Genomic DNA, 14,038 nt, shown 5'->3' on the forward strand with positions numbered 1-14,038 from the left:
TCCATAACGTCTTCAAAGGAGTTTTCCATGCCCCTCTATGAATGCCAGACCGTCAAAGGAACGCTCAGCGAGCGTCAACGCCAATCGCTGGCCGAGTCCATCACATCCATTCACACCAAGGAGACTGGCGCGCCGGCCAGCTACGTGCACGTGCTATTCAAGGAGCTTGAAGCGGGAAGCGCATTCACCGCCGGCCAAGTCGCGACCCCCGCGATAATTCGCGGCCAGATACGTGCAGGACGACCACAAGCGACGCGCCACGCCATCCTGCGCGCAATCACCGACGTTTACATGGCAGTCACCGGGGCCGATGCGAATGCTGTGGTCGTGGCAGTGGTCGACATTCCCGCTTCATGGGCCATGGAAGGCGGTCATATTTTCCCGGAACCGGATCAGCCCCCTGAAGTGGCATGACACGCTTCGCTGCGACGAAAACATTTCCGCTTTTTTTGACGGCCGATAACTTTGCGATCGCCGTACGCGCCCCTTACAAAAAGGAATCACTCATCATGTCCAACGAAAAAACCTTGTTGATCACGCGTCACGGCGCCGTTATGTCCATCAGCATCAATGACGCACCGATAAACCGAATGAGCTTCGCCTACATCGATGCTCTGGAGGCGGCGGTTGAAGAGGCAGCCACCGATTCAAGTGTACGTGCCCTGCTTTTCACGGGTGAAGGTGAGGCCAACTTCTCCGTTGGCATGGACCTCAAGGAGGCGATGCGCGAGGTGCCAGCCCGCGGTGGTTGGGACACTGTGCTTGACCAGCGCCTACGCGTTCTGGCGCGCATCGAGTCCCTGGGCAAGCCGTCCGTTGCCACCCTGTTCGGCTACTGCCTGGGCGGCGGGCTCGAATTGCCCCTGGCCTGCCATTTCCGTCTCGCCGCCGATACTGGCACTCAGATAGGTCTGCCCGAGATGGATCTGGGAACCGTGCCGGCATGGGGCGGTTCGGTGCGTCTGACTCGCTGCATTGGTCGTGACAACGCGCTCGATATGGTGCTGCGTGCCCGCCGGATTGACGGTCACGAGGCCTTGCGCATGGGGCTGGTGCGTTCCGTTCACCCAGTCGCCGAACTCAAGACAGCAGCGATGGCGCTGGCGCAGGAACTGGCGGAGAAGGCACCGCTGGCCGTGGACGGTGTACTGCGCTGTATCGTAGGCGCCGACGAGAGGACGCTGGACGAAGGACTGCGTGAAGAGCGCAAGGCTTTCCTGCACTGCGCGGCGAGCAAGGATCAGGCTGAAGGTGCACGCGCCTTTTTCGAAAAACGCAAGCCGGTATTTACGGGCAATTGACCCTGTGAGGGATGGTGGCCCGGAGTTGTACCCATGATTTTTTGCCTATGCGCTTGAACTGTTTTGTTACCTGTGTGGGTGAGTCATCCCCGTCTTTTTTCTTGCCTTTCTTTTCGGAAGATTTCGAAAGAGCCGGGGCCGCAGCTGATTTCTTTGCCGGTGAAGACTTTTTGTCTTTCAATTCCTTGCTGGCGTTCGCAGCTTCAGTCTGGCACTCAAGATGCCGAGGTGAGGAGGAGGCCATCCCATTGCTTCTGGCCGATTTGAGCCTGACGCGTAGGACAGCGGCAGCAGTCAACCCCTAGTGGACGGTAGGCAATTGTCGCCACGCGCAACACAGGTGGCAGAGTTTCGTTGGTGAAGGTCCCACATCCCCGACGCGTCAATGCCAGGCTTTGGGCTCGAGGTCTACGAGGGCGTGTATGACGGTTTAATTTTATAAGCCCGCGGGTTCAGTCGATTGGCCTGTCGCAGCCTTACCGATCGGATCAGGTCTCTTGCTCACCTCCCACTCTGCGTTGAATTGAACTGATACTCAGAAATTCAGAGCGCGCTCGATTTCCAGGCGTCTCGCGGCGCTGTGCCTCGCTGAAGCGCATGCCCTGATACCCAAGGCGGCCAAACGTTGACGAAATGTGTACAGATTTACATCGCTATATTGATTGATTAGTCTCAATCTTGTTTCTGTTTGTATATGTTGATTTATTAATCAATATATATGCTTGGTTATGGCTTTCGAACGCCCCGGCGCTTTGGAGGCCTACGGGCGAGCGGAAACGACCTCCGCATTCTGCTCGTACAAACACAATAATAAGGTGGACGGGAAGTGAGACTAGTCACAATAAAACACGCCGGCTTGGGTAGAGGTCGTGGTTGGGTGGGAGCACTGGCATTGCTCTGTCTATCGCCAGCCAATGCGGTGTCTTTCAACATCGGTGAGATTGAAGGAAAACTGGATTCCTCGCTGACATTCGGAACCAGTTGGGCTTTGCGCAATCCCGACAAGGATTTTGTAGGCTTCGCCAATGGTGGGCGCGGCGATTCGCGTACAGCGGACGATGGTCGATTAAATTTTAGAAAGGGGGAAGTCTTCTCCCAGGTGTTCAAAGGTGTACACGATCTTGAGTTGAAAAGTGGTGATACCGGTGCGTTCCTGCGGGGCAAATACTGGTACGACTTCGAGCTCAAGGATGGGCACCAACATCTGTATGACATCCAGGACGAGCATCGAGAAGCGGGCGCGCAATCTTCCGGTGTGCAACTGCTTGATGCATTCGTTTATCACAACTATGAACTGGCCGATCAAGCCGGATCGGTGCGAGTCGGTAAGCAGGTGGTCAGCTGGGGCGGCAGCACCTTTATCAGTGGCGGGATCAACAGCATCAACCCTTTGGACGCCAGTGCCTTACGTCGTCCTGGCTCGGAGCTTAAAGAGGGCTTGATTCCGGTCAACATGATCTACGTTCAGCAGTCGTTGAACGATGTCGTGAGTGTTGAAGGCTTTTATCAGTTGCAGTGGCAGAAAACCGTCATTGATAACTGCGGTACGTTCTTCGCGAGTTCAGACATCCTCGCCAGAGGGTGTAATGACCGTTACGTAGTGAAGGGCGCCGATATGAAGCCGGGCGCTTCCGACAACAGTGGCCTCAATGGCAATACCATTTATCTGCCACGCGGGCCCGATGATGATGCCCGTGACAGCGGCCAGTTTGGTGTCGCCTTGCGCTGGTTGGTACCGGAACTCAACGATACGGAGTTTAGTTTTTACGGTTTGAATTATCACAGCCGAACCCCGGTGGGTAACTCGACCATGACCACCGTCAATCCGTTTACCAATCCGTCCTTCGGGGCGGCCCATGCGACTTATTTCCTCAGCTATCCCGAAGACATCCGACTCTACGGAATGAGTTTCAATACCACAGTTGCCGGGGCTTCGGTCGAAGGTGAAATCAGCCATCGACCGAATATGCCACTGGCTTACGACGACCTGACCTATGCCACATTGCGTCTCGCACCGCTGGTGCCATCGGCGATTCCGAACTCGGGAATTCCCGGGGACGAGATCAAGGGCTATACGCGCAAGCCATTCACGCAGGCAACACTCAGCGTGACGCAGACGGTTGACCAGATCTTGGGCGCAAGCCGTCTGATCATGCTGGGTGAAGTCGGTTACAGCCATATATCCGATATCTCGGAAGGCCAGGACGGTAAGCCGCGGTTCGGTCGAGCCAGTGTGTTCGGTCCTGGCGAATACACCGGTGCAGGCGGAATCGATGTCTGCCGCGCGTTACTCAGCGGAAGACCGGAGTACTGCAACGATAAAGGCTTTTTTACTCGTGACTCATGGGGATATCGCCTGCGCGCCGGCCTGACCTACAACGGTGTGGTGGGTGGCCTGGACTTGAGTCCGAACATGGCGTTTTCCCATGACGTGGACGGTTATGGGCCGACCTTCACCGAAGGCAGCAAGGCCATCAGTATCGGCCTCAACGCCACCTATCTCTCTAACTACAGCGCCAGCATCAGTTATACCGATTTCTTCGGCGGTGATTACACCACCAATACGGATCGGGATTTTGTGAGTGCCAGCGTTGGTGTGACGTTCTGAGGAAACAAAGCATGAATACAACAATAAAAACGCTGGGCCCGCTGTTGCTCTGGCTGTCAGTGACTTCGGGTCAATTACAGGCTGCGGTGGATGCGAGTGAGGCGGCTAAACTAGGGACTTCCCTCACGCCTGTAGGTGCCGAAAAGGCTGGGAATACCGCTGGGACCATTCCGGCCTGGACCGGTGGGCTGCCCAAAGACGCCGGCAAGGTCGTGGATGGTTTTCGCCAGGATCCGTTCGCGGCGGAAAAACCGTTGTTTGTCATTGATAGCAAAAACGCCGTTAGTTACCAGGCGAACCTGACTCCGGGTCAATTGGCGATGTTCAAGCGCTATCCGGATACCTACAAAATTCCGGTCTACACCACGCATCGTAGTGCCAATTGGCCTGAGTCGACCTACGAGAAGATTAAGAAAAACGCGCTTCAAACTCAGAGCATTGCCGGTGGCAATGGTCTGGAAAATTACAACAGTCCGTTAGCCTTCCCCATTCCAAAGAACGGTCTGGAATTGATCTGGAACCATATCACTCGTTATCGCGGCGACAGTTATGAACGTGTCACATCGTCTTTCATGACGACGCCATCCGGTGATTACTCTTGGAAGACTGAACGCGACAAATTGGCCTTCAGCGAACAACTGAGCGATTACGATCCGCAAACACAGAAAAATATTCTTTACTACTTCACGTCTGAAAACATTGCGCCAGCACGTGACGTAGGCGGGGTGCTACTGGTCCACGAGACACTTGATCAGGTAAAAGAACCGCGCATGGCCTGGCAGTACAACTCCGGTCAGCGTCGTGTGCGTCGTGCACCGCAGGTGGCATACGACAGCCCTGGTCCGGGCAACCTGCGAACCAATGACCAACTGGACATGTTCAATGGCTCCCCGGATCGCTATGAGTGGAAACTGGTCGGCAAGAAAGAACTCTACATTCCCTACAACAGTTACCGCTTGGCAGACCCGGCCAACACGGTCGAAGATTTGATCCGCCCTGGTCACCTCAATCAGGACAAAACCCGCTACGAGTTGCACCGGGTGTGGGAGGTGGTCGCTACGCTCAAACCGGGGGAGCGCCATGTTTATTCAAAGCGGCATCTGTTCATCGATGAGGATACCTGGAGTATCGTCGAGGCGGATCATTACGACAGTCGTGGGGATCTGTGGCGAGTCTCCGAAAACCATTTGTTGGCGCTCTACGATGTTCGAGTAACCATCTCGGCTGCCGAGATGACCTATGATTTGACGTCCGGTCGTTACCTGGCCAACTATATGATCAACTCGAACAAGAATGCCTACCAGTTTGGGGTGAAAACCAAGAGCTCGGATTTCACGCCAGCGGCATTGCGTAACATAGGCATTCGCTGACCAATACTAAAAAGCCCGCCCTTGCGTGAGCAGGGCGGGCTTTTATTTATGCATGACAAACAAGTACTTCAGTCCGGTAAAGGCCCAACGTATTTGGCTCTCGGCCTCAGCAACGGTTGTTGTTGATACTGCTCGTTGGCATGCGCCAGCCATCCGATGACGCGCCCGACGCCTCCAAGGGCCACCTCCTGGTTGTTCAAATTCAGTTTGCGGCCAAGAAAACTCAACAGCAACAGAAAGGCGGGTGGTTGCTGGGTCAGCTCCTGGGCCACTTGCGTCGCCTTGAGCAGCTTCAAGAACTCGGCATCGCTGGAGAACACTGTCGACATTGCGTCCAGCAGACATTGCGCACGAGGATCGGTCAATGCATGCAGGTTTGTATCGAACCCTGGAATCGACTCGCCTTGGCGATAACGCTGCAATATGGGCGCGGCTGGATCCTTGGCCAAGCAAATTTCTTCCAGCAGCCGTGTGACGGTCTCACTGCGACTGTAGCTCAAGCGTCGACCGCGACTGGCGGCCAGTCCAACGATCGCCGCGTAGTAAGGGGTCACGCCGACGTTCGCGGCAACACGGACGGTATAGGTGGTTGGATCTAATTCATGGTCGATACAGAGGATCAAAGCACGACGTATCAGGTCAGCGAAGGCACTGTCGACACCCAGAAATTCGGCTATGAATTGGTGGAGTGGGCGTGCATCGGGACTGTTGGCGCCCACCGCTAATGCTGCCAGCCAGCGCACGACATCGACGCCTGTACGGGCGTAGCCCTCAGGTGAAAGATCATGGGCGCGCGGATTCTCGTGCTCGATCAGCGGAAACAACACAATCGCTTTTTGCGCAGTCGTCATGCCGTCCAGTGACTTGAGCAATGCACCGACGCCTTTCGGCCGTTTTGGCAATGGTGTACTTTCAAACACTCCAGGGCTTTGCCACATCAACTCAGCGGCTTCTTCAACGGTGGAGTGTTGTGCCAGGTCCACCACGTCTCGCCCGCGGTAGTACAGCCCCTTGTCAGTCAGCAAGGTAATCGAACTGCTGGCAGCGATCCGTTGCAGTTCGGGCATGCCGCCGACATCCACTTTGTTCTTGCTAAGGCGTTCGATGTCTGCGGCCCAATAACGTCGACTGCGCGAACCCTCGACCTTCAGCGAGCGCAGATTTTTGCGACTGACGTAGGCATACAAGGTCGCCAGGCTGATGCCGAGGCGGCTCGCTGCTTCATCGGCGGACAGGTAAAGGTCTTCTTCTTGCGCATCCATCGGGAGGCTCTCAGGTTGATGAATTTCGTACAGATTTACACTTAATAATCGGCTGTATATCGTGCTGTCAACAATCATAACAATACATATATTGATCAATATATGACAGTGCTTGGAGGCTTATCGTGGAAGTAAGGGTGTTGGCGCCTACTGGCGTAATTGGGGCAGGCTTCAAAGTCAGCTCTTTGGAGCGAGGCATCTCTCTCAAGCCTCATGTTATCGCCTGCGATGCGGGTTCCACCGACTCTGGCCCGGCTGCGTTGGGCAGCGGCAAAGCCAAGCTCTCCCGCGACGCCTGCAAGCGTGATCTACGTCTATTGTTGCTGGCCCGACAGACCCTGGATGTTCCTTTGATCATCGGGTCTTGCGGTACCAGCGGCCGTGACACCGGGGTGGACTGGATGGCTGACATTGCCCTGGAGATCGCCGACGAAGATGGGCTGCATTTCAAGTTGGCGTTGATCTATGCCGATCAATCGCCAGAAGTTCTCAAGCAGTGTCTTGCAGAAGGGAAAATCCAGCCTCTGGTTCCCGCCCCTCATCTGGATGAGCAAGTCATCGATAGCAGCCACATCGTGGCAATGATGGGCATCGAACCGTTATCCGCCGCCTTGGATACGGGCGCCAATGTGATCCTCGCCGGTCGCGCCAGTGATTCGGCTTTGTACGCTGTTGTGCCGGAGCGCATGGGTGCGGACCGCGGTTTGACCTGGCACGCCGCGAAAACCATCGAATGCGGTGCCGCTTGCTGCATCACACCGGCGGCCGACGGCCTGATCGCCTACATTCGTGACGATCACTTTGAAATCGAACCGCTGGATCTGGATGCCCGGGTCACGCCGTTATCCGTCGCAGCGCATACGCTTTACGAGAATGCCAACCCATTCCTGTTAACCGAACCTTCCGGCGTGGTCGATACGGAGCACGCGGTGTATCACGCGACCAGTGACCGAAGCGTACGGGTCAGCGGCTCGGATTTTCATCATGCATCGATCTACAGCTTGAAGCTCGAAGGCTCCCAGCTGGTCGGTTACCAGACTGTGGTCATCGGCGGAATCCGCGACCCCAAAATCTTCATGTCTCTTGAGGCGCTGCTACCCAAGGCCCAAGTGTATTTTCAAGCACGTATTGCCGAATTGTTTGGCGATCGGTTGAGCCCGACTGATTACGACATCGACTTTCGCATTTATGGACGGGGTGCCGTCATGGGGGCGCTGGAGGTCGAGACCGATACGGTGCCGACGGAAGTGGGCATCCTCATCACGATCACCGCGCCGTCACAGGAACTGGCGAGCAAAATCGCCAAGTTTGTCAGTCACGTCAGCGCCCATTTGCCGGTGCCCGGGTATGAAGGGTTGATCAGCACCATCGCATACCCGTTCTCGCCGCCGGAATTGGAACGGGGCCCCACGTACCGCTTCAGCGTCAACCACGTTCTGCTGCCCGAGAACCCGCTGGAAATGTTCCGTACCAAATTGATTGAGGTGTGACCATGACGACAATTGCCGAGCTGTGCAGCCTGGTGCGGTCAAAAAACGCCGGCCCATTTGTGCTGACGTTCGACTTGATGTTCACCGACCAAGTCAATTATGAACGCGTCCGAAGAACCCGCCCGGTCACCAAAACGCTGTTGGCACGCCTCTACAAGCAAAAAGAGGAAGACATCACGTTGGTCTATCACGACCAGGCGCGGGCGATCAAAGCGTCGTTTCCCAGGCCGGTGTTTCAGGGTGAACTGTGTGACAGCGACTGCTATGGCGGTCAGCAATATGTTCCGCTGATGTCGATCATCGTTCCCGAGTAATTTATCCGCGCACGACACCATGTATTTCATTGCGTCGTGCGTATTCAGTCTTCAAAACAATAAGGAATACAGGCATGGCGCTGGTTGGTTTTGGCATGGTGATCACGTTCATGTACCTGATCATGAGCAAGCGGCTTTCCGCAATCGTCGCTCTGATCCTCGTGCCGGTATTATTTGCGTTAGCCAGCGGTTTTGGTTCAACCGCTGGAATCATGGTGCTGGACGGCATCAAGCAGTTGGCCCCCACGGCAATGATGCTAATGTTCGCCATTCTGTTTTTCGCGATCATGTACGACGCCGGATTGTTCGAACCGGTGATCAAGCGTGTAATCGCTTCGGTCGGCAGTGATCCTCTGCGCGTTACTGTGGGCACGGCGCTGCTCTCCTCAGCGATCTCTCTCGACGGCGATGGCTCAACCACTGTTCTGGTCGTGGTGACTGCGCTGCTGCCGGTCTATTTGCGGCTGGGCATGAACCCACTGATCATCGCAGCCTTACTACTACTGACGAATAGTCCGATCAATCTGGTGCCTTGGGGTGGACCGACTGCGCGCGCGGCCAGCGCCTTGCATTTGGATGCGATGGTACTTTTCGTTGGCTTGATTCCGGTCATTCTTGGTTGTCTGGCCTTCGCGTTTGGCGTTGCCTTTTGGCTCGGATTACGAGAACGCAAGCGTTTGAATTGGGAGCGGAACGCTACCTCGGTGCCCGCTGCCGAGATCACGACAGGCAAGGCTCGCGACAGTCACCGTCCCGGTTTGATCTGGGTCAATCTAGCGCTCACGTTGGGCCTGGTCGTCGCCATGGGACTACGTCTCGGTCCTTTGCCCGTATTGATGATGGTCGCTTTCGCTTTAGCCTTGGTGATCAATTACCCCAAACTGGCGGATCAAAAGCAGCGGATCGCCGCTCATTCGGACAGTGTGTTGAGTGTATTGGCGTTGATTTTTGCGGCGGGGGCATTCACTGGCATTCTCACTGGGACAGGTATGGTGGATGCGATGTCCAGTCAATTCATCGCTGTGCTACCAGACAACGCCGGTCCGCACTTGGCAATCATCACCGCTTTTGCCAGTTTGCCGTTCACATTCTTCATGTCCAACGATGCGTTTTTCTTTGGCATCGTTCCCCTGCTGGCCAAGGCTGCAGCACAGTACGGCGTCGACCCCATGCACATCGCTCGCGCCGCAGTACTGGGACAGCCGGTGCATGCACTGAGCCCGTTGGTGGCTGCTGGTTATTTGATGAGTGGTTTACTGAGTCGTGATGTCGGTGAATTGCAGCGCTTTTGCTTGAAGTGGTCGTTTCTGAGTGCACTAGTTGCCATTGCCATGGCGTTGATCTGTGGAGCAATCATCTGACTGACATTTTCTAGATGCTCGATGCTATGTGTGGCGCCCAGCATCTTCGACACACTGTGTGCCTTTGCAAACTGGACGGCGACCTTCCACCGAATATCACCAGTACTGCGCCAGCCGCAGCTTGCCTTCTGTATTGGCTCCCGTTATCGAAGCCTTGCGTCAATCGAGGTCGGAGCCAAAGCTGAGGAGCTTCAAATTTAGTTTCAGCTATGAGGTGTGGGTTCAACCGGTCGATGCACGAAGTTAACGTTATGTTTTAACGTGTCAGTTTGCAAAAGGTCTGTGTTGACCAATTCTTCAACACTGATTCGACTTTTTCGATGAGTTGGACAATGGTTTTTTTCATGAGCCAATGGGGTGTTCTGTCGAGACTTTCTGTCGCTTCTTTCTGAATCGGCCCTCATTTCATAGGTGCATGTGAAGGGCTGCTTCTAGCCGATTCTGTTGAAAAAGTAGCCCCCCTGTCTGGCCTGCGGCAAAATCTCTGCATTGGCCAGCAGGGAAGCACACTGCATGATGGGACAGTTATCGAGTGGGCAGGATCGACTGTTTTACTCGTTCAACCTTGAAGATCACATCCCAGCCAATCACCTTCTGCGCAGCATTGATCAGTGTCTCGATCTGAACGACCTGCGCCATTACCTCGCCGATTTTTATAACCCGATCGGGCGTCCGTCGATTGATCCTGAACTGATGATCCGCATGCTGATCGTGGGCTATTGCTACGGCATTCGCTCCGAACGGCGGTTGTGCGAAGAGGCCCATTTGAACCTGGCGTATCGCTGGTTCTGCCGGTTGAGCCTTGAAGATGAAGTCCCCAATCACTCGACCTTTTCCAAAAATCGACACGGCCGTTTTCGGGACAGCGATCTGTTTCGCTGGTTGTTCAACGAGGTGCTGCGGCGTTGCATGGATGCTGGCCTGGTCAAAGGCGAAGGATTTGCTGTGGACGCCAGCATCATCAAAGCAGATGCGAGTCGGCAGCGCGGCGTACCGGGTGATGAACAGGTCAACTGGAGCGACCCGGCCCTGAGCACCCGCGCCGTGCGTGAGTACCTTGAAGCCCTCGATGAAGAGGCTTTGGCCGAAACGCTACCGAAGCGTTTATCACTGATTGATCCTCAGGCTCGCTGGACCGCTGCTCCAGGCGGAACCGCGTTCTACGCTTACTCGGCGAATTATCTGATCGATACCGAACACGGCGTCATCGTGGATGTGGAGACTACACCCGCTCATCGAACGGCCGAAGTCGAGAGTACCAAGACGATGATCGATCGCGTTGAAGTGCAGTTCGACATCAAGCCGGAACGCCTCATTGGCGATACCGCGTACGGTACAGCGCCGATGTTGGCCTGGATGGTGGAGGGAAAAGACATCGAACCTCACGTGCCGGTGTGGGACAAAACCGAGCGCAAGAACGACAGTTTTTCGAGCAACGATTTCCACTGGAATGAAGAGATTGAGGAATACCGCTGCCAGGCCGGCAAGGCATTGCGCAGTGAATGGCGAGCCTTCAAGAACGAGCGTTCACACGTCACCAAGGCCAACACCATCATCTTCCGATCCCGGCAGACCGACTGCGTAACGTGTCCGATGAAAGCCAAGTGCTGCCCGAACACTGCGTTCCGCAAGATCGCTCGCAGCGTCCATGAAGCCGCTCGTGATGTGGCGCGGCGCATTGCAGCAACGCCGGCATATCAGCGCTCTCGCCACGAACGTAAAAAGGTCGAAATGTTGTTTGCCCACCTCAAGCGAATCCTGAAATTGGATCGCTTGCGACTACGTGGCATGAGCGGCGCGACCGATGAATTCACGCTGGCCGCTGCGGTGCAGAACCTGCGACAGCTGGCCAAATTTTCTTCTCAAGGGCCATCGGTCACGGGATAGGTGCGCCTGCACTCAGCAAAAAACCTCAAATTAACCCACTAACTGAGCAGCAACGGTCAACGAAGGGCCGAAAAACCACTCAATGTGGTGAGTCGGTTCTTAGGCGATGATCGTGCCTGAGTTCAGGTCAGCTGAAAATCCGACTTTTTCAACAGAATCGGCCGGTTTCTGCCTGTCAGCAAGATTGAAATGATCGTTGATCCAGGATCAAACACCGCGACGGCGATCAGACCGCCGTCACGGCGTTAGTGCTCAACCGCGAATGAACGCCAACAAATCGGCGTTGATCTGATCCGCGTTGGTAGTCGGCATACCGTGAGGAAAGCCTGGGTATGTCTTGAGCGTGGAATGCTTCAATAGTTTGGCCGAGAGCGGCGCAGAGTCGGCAATCGGCACAATCTGATCATCCTCTCCGTGCATGACCAGTGTTGGCACCTGAATCGCCTTCAGATCTTCGGTGAAGTCGGTCTCGGAAAACGCTTTGATGCAGTCGTAATGAGCTTTTGCACCGCCCATCATGCCTTGACGCCACCAGTTGTCGATTACGCCTTGCGAAACCTTGGCCCCGGGTCGATTGAAACCGTAGAACGGCCCCGATGGCACGTCCACGTAAAACTGTGCGCGGCTGGCGGCCAGAGCCGAACGGAATCCGTCGAACACTTCCAGAGGTAAACCGCCGGGGTTCTTCTGTGACTTAACCATGATCGGGGGAACCGCGCTGATCAGTACGGCCTTGGCAACGCGTCCCGGTTTGGCTCGAGCGGCGTAGCGCGCTACTTCACCCCCACCGGTCGAATGGCCGACATGGATCGCACCTCTAAGGTCGAGCGCATCGGTCAGCTCGATGACGTCAGCGGTATAGGTGTCCATATCGTTGCCCACCCACGTTTGGGTCGAGCGCCCGTGACCGCGGCGGTCGTGCGCGATCACCCGATAGCCTTTGAGCAAGAAAAACATCATCTGGTTGTCCCAGTCGTCCGCGCTCAATGGCCAGCCGTGGTGAAACACGATGGGCGTCGCGTCTTTCGGACCCCAATCCTTGAAGTAAATCCGGGTGCCGTCTTTGGTCGTAATGGAGTTCATGGTGTGCATCTCCTTGTGATCTGGTTTGTGTTGGGTTGTAGAGGGCTTGTTAGCGGCCTGCGTCAACCCGGAAAAACTGGAAAGCGGAACCAACAAACTGGCGGCCACTACTGCTGAACTTGTCAATATGGCCCGACGCTGGAGATCTATTTCCTGATTGGAGTCTTTCATTGGCGGTCTCTCGATCTGTTTTGTTGCTCAGGGAGATTCGCGCCTCGGCCCATCCTCTACACCCCCGTGCGAGCAGGCGACTTGGCTTGGACGCAGGCACAAACCCGACAAGCGATCAGTAGTCCCAGAAGGCCGCTACCCAGCGAAAAGCGTCACCGTCCACCGCCACCCGGCCAACGGAGGGGAACGGCAGGTGAGTAGCCACGAACAGCTCACCGCTCGCCGCCGCCTCTTGCATAAGGCGGACACGGACGCGAATCGATTCCTCAGGGTCATGTTCAAAGCCGTTATGCCAGTCGGGGTGTTCGAAGGCGACCGGGAACAGGGCGTCGCCTGCGAAGGTCAACCGCTCACCACCGGATGTCACGTAGACCACACTGTGCCCCGGGGTGTGGCCGCCGGTGAGCTTGACGACCACGCCTGGTGCCACCTCGTACTCTTCCTCGAACGTGCGCACCTTGCTGCGGTATTCGTTAATGAACTGATTGGCCGTTGCCCGCAGAACGTCCGGCACCGGCGACGGCATGGCGGTGAGGGAGAAATCGGGCGACTCCCAGAAAGCGACCTCGGTGGCTGAAACGTGGATACGAAGATCCGGACGCAGTTGGCTCTTCACCTCATCGACAAGCAGCCCGCCAATATGGTCCATGTGCATGTGGGTGATCACCACGTCGGTCACGGACGCAAGATCGATACCGGCGGCCTTCAGTCGTTTGGGGAACTGCCCGGCCCGCGGAAATCCGGGGAATTGCCCGCCCAGTCCAGCGTCGACGAGGATGAGCTTGTCGCCACTGCGCACAACAAGTACGTTCAGCGCCCAATCAAACGCGTCCGGTCCCAGGAACATGTCCTTGAACCAGGCCGCGCGGGCGGCAGGGTCGGCATTGGTGGACATCGTCTCGGTGGGCAGAGGCAGCACCCCATCGCTGACCACCAGCACGTCAATCTCGCCGATCCGCAGCGCATAGCGTGAAGGAACCAGCTCTTCGAAGCTCATGTTTGACTCCAGCTGGCTGTTGCTTTTCTGATGCGTTCCATCCTTTTGGGTGAGGTAGTTCAGATGCTGTGTCATGGTCGTTCTCCTATTGCTTGGGTCAAGAACTTCAGGCGAAAGCCGCTCTCGGCGCGAGAGCGACGGATTTCCTCGAGAGGTACAGCGATGCCCGGCGGAGCTCGCGGTGCTGGCACGAG

The 14,038-nt window shown here is 55.9% G+C and carries 13 protein-coding genes; 8 read left to right on the forward strand and 5 right to left on the reverse strand.

What is annotated here, in order from left to right; genetic code table 11:
• Window positions 1–27 precede the first annotated feature (27 nt).
• Complete coding sequence (locus AC07W4_RS13110) at window positions 28–414, forward strand: tautomerase family protein (protein ID WP_495032706.1); 387 nt, start codon at window positions 28–30, stop codon at window positions 412–414.
• Entirely contained in the window at window positions 411–1,301 is an 891-nt protein-coding gene (locus AC07W4_RS13115; protein ID WP_495032707.1) for an enoyl-CoA hydratase/isomerase family protein, read from the forward strand. Before AC07W4_RS13110 ends, AC07W4_RS13115 begins: the two co-directional genes overlap by 4 nt.
• Here the strand turns inward: AC07W4_RS13115 and AC07W4_RS13120 are convergent.
• Window positions 1,288–1,545, reverse strand: a complete 258-nt coding sequence (locus AC07W4_RS13120) for a hypothetical protein (RefSeq protein ID WP_495032708.1) — start codon at window positions 1,543–1,545, stop codon at window positions 1,288–1,290. The genes AC07W4_RS13115 and AC07W4_RS13120 overlap by 14 nt on opposite strands.
• 633 nt (window positions 1,546–2,178) lie before the next feature.
• Between AC07W4_RS13120 and AC07W4_RS13125 the strand changes: the two genes are divergently transcribed.
• Together AC07W4_RS13125 and AC07W4_RS13130 are read left to right on the forward strand one after the other, a co-directional pair.
• Complete coding sequence (locus tag AC07W4_RS13125; protein ID WP_495032709.1) at window positions 2,179–3,909, forward strand: DUF1302 domain-containing protein; 1,731 nt, start codon at window positions 2,179–2,181, stop codon at window positions 3,907–3,909.
• Between the two features lie 11 nt (window positions 3,910–3,920).
• Entirely contained in the window at window positions 3,921–5,279 is a 1,359-nt protein-coding gene (locus AC07W4_RS13130; protein ID WP_495032710.1) for a DUF1329 domain-containing protein, read from the forward strand.
• A 68-nt stretch (window positions 5,280–5,347) separates the two neighbouring features.
• Here the strand turns inward: AC07W4_RS13130 and AC07W4_RS13135 are convergent, their stop codons facing one another.
• A complete protein-coding gene (locus AC07W4_RS13135; protein WP_495032711.1) occupies window positions 5,348–6,619 on the reverse strand; it encodes a citrate/2-methylcitrate synthase in 1,272 nt (423 codons plus the stop codon).
• 47 nt (window positions 6,620–6,666) lie between these two features.
• Here AC07W4_RS13135 and AC07W4_RS13140 point away from each other — a divergent pair, with 47 nt between their 5' ends.
• The 3 genes from AC07W4_RS13140 to AC07W4_RS13150 all read left to right on the forward strand — a co-directional run bounded on the left by AC07W4_RS13140 (window position 6,667) and on the right by AC07W4_RS13150 (window position 9,706).
• On the forward strand, window positions 6,667–8,031 hold the full coding sequence (locus AC07W4_RS13140) for an acyclic terpene utilization AtuA family protein (protein ID WP_495032712.1): 1,365 nt from the start codon (window positions 6,667–6,669) through the stop codon (window positions 8,029–8,031).
• A 2-nt stretch (window positions 8,032–8,033) separates the two neighbouring features.
• Window positions 8,034–8,345, forward strand: a complete 312-nt coding sequence (locus AC07W4_RS13145; protein WP_495032713.1) for a DUF4387 domain-containing protein — start codon at window positions 8,034–8,036, stop codon at window positions 8,343–8,345.
• A gap of 74 nt (window positions 8,346–8,419) precedes the next feature.
• On the forward strand, window positions 8,420–9,706 hold the full coding sequence (locus AC07W4_RS13150; RefSeq protein WP_495032714.1) for a CitMHS family transporter: 1,287 nt from the start codon (window positions 8,420–8,422) through the stop codon (window positions 9,704–9,706).
• Between the two features lie 256 nt (window positions 9,707–9,962).
• Here AC07W4_RS13150 and AC07W4_RS13155 read toward each other — a convergent pair whose 3' ends face one another.
• A complete protein-coding gene (locus tag AC07W4_RS13155) occupies window positions 9,963–10,100 on the reverse strand; it encodes a hypothetical protein (protein ID WP_495032746.1) in 138 nt (45 codons plus the stop codon).
• 119 nt (window positions 10,101–10,219) lie between these two features.
• On the opposite strand from AC07W4_RS13155, the gene AC07W4_RS13160 reads away from it, so the two are divergent.
• The gene (locus AC07W4_RS13160; RefSeq protein ID WP_495032747.1) at window positions 10,220–11,593 is read left to right on the forward strand and encodes a transposase; all 1,374 of its coding nucleotides are present in this window, start codon (window positions 10,220–10,222) and stop codon (window positions 11,591–11,593) included.
• Window positions 11,594–11,845: 252 nt separating this feature from the next.
• On the opposite strand, the gene AC07W4_RS13165 is transcribed toward AC07W4_RS13160, so the two are convergent.
• Both AC07W4_RS13165 and AC07W4_RS13170 read right to left on the reverse strand, forming a co-directional pair.
• The gene (locus AC07W4_RS13165) at window positions 11,846–12,676 is read right to left on the reverse strand and encodes an alpha/beta fold hydrolase (protein WP_495032748.1); all 831 of its coding nucleotides are present in this window, start codon (window positions 12,674–12,676) and stop codon (window positions 11,846–11,848) included.
• A gap of 286 nt (window positions 12,677–12,962) precedes the next feature.
• Window positions 12,963–13,919 (reverse strand): MBL fold metallo-hydrolase, encoded by a 957-nt coding sequence (locus AC07W4_RS13170; RefSeq protein WP_008046268.1) that lies wholly within the window; start codon window positions 13,917–13,919, stop codon window positions 12,963–12,965.
• Window positions 13,920–14,038 lie beyond the last annotated feature (119 nt).

It is taken from the genome of Pseudomonas sp. GW821-FHT02A08, assembly GCF_059422045.1.

What these genes read in the sequence shown, in the direction of transcription:
- AC07W4_RS13160 (WP_495032747.1), top strand. Translation starts at nt 10,220, where the DNA reads ATGATGGGACAGTTATCGAGTGGGCAGGATCGACTGTTTTACTCGTTC.
- AC07W4_RS13150 (WP_495032714.1), top strand. Translation starts at nt 8,420, where the DNA reads ATGGCGCTGGTTGGTTTTGGCATGGTGATCACGTTCATGTACCTGATC.
- AC07W4_RS13135 (WP_495032711.1), bottom strand. Translation starts at nt 6,619, where the DNA reads ATGATTGTTGACAGCACGATATACAGCCGATTATTAAGTGTAAATCTG.
- AC07W4_RS13165 (WP_495032748.1), bottom strand. Translation starts at nt 12,676, where the DNA reads ATGAACTCCATTACGACCAAAGACGGCACCCGGATTTACTTCAAGGAT.
- AC07W4_RS13120 (WP_495032708.1), bottom strand. Translation starts at nt 1,545, where the DNA reads ATGGCCTCCTCCTCACCTCGGCATCTTGAGTGCCAGACTGAAGCTGCG.
- AC07W4_RS13130 (WP_495032710.1), top strand. Translation starts at nt 3,921, where the DNA reads ATGAATACAACAATAAAAACGCTGGGCCCGCTGTTGCTCTGGCTGTCA.
- AC07W4_RS13115 (WP_495032707.1), top strand. Translation starts at nt 411, where the DNA reads ATGACACGCTTCGCTGCGACGAAAACATTTCCGCTTTTTTTGACGGCC.
- AC07W4_RS13170 (WP_008046268.1), bottom strand. Translation starts at nt 13,919, where the DNA reads ATGACACAGCATCTGAACTACCTCACCCAAAAGGATGGAACGCATCAG.
- AC07W4_RS13145 (WP_495032713.1), top strand. Translation starts at nt 8,034, where the DNA reads ATGACGACAATTGCCGAGCTGTGCAGCCTGGTGCGGTCAAAAAACGCC.
- AC07W4_RS13110 (WP_495032706.1), top strand. Translation starts at nt 28, where the DNA reads ATGCCCCTCTATGAATGCCAGACCGTCAAAGGAACGCTCAGCGAGCGT.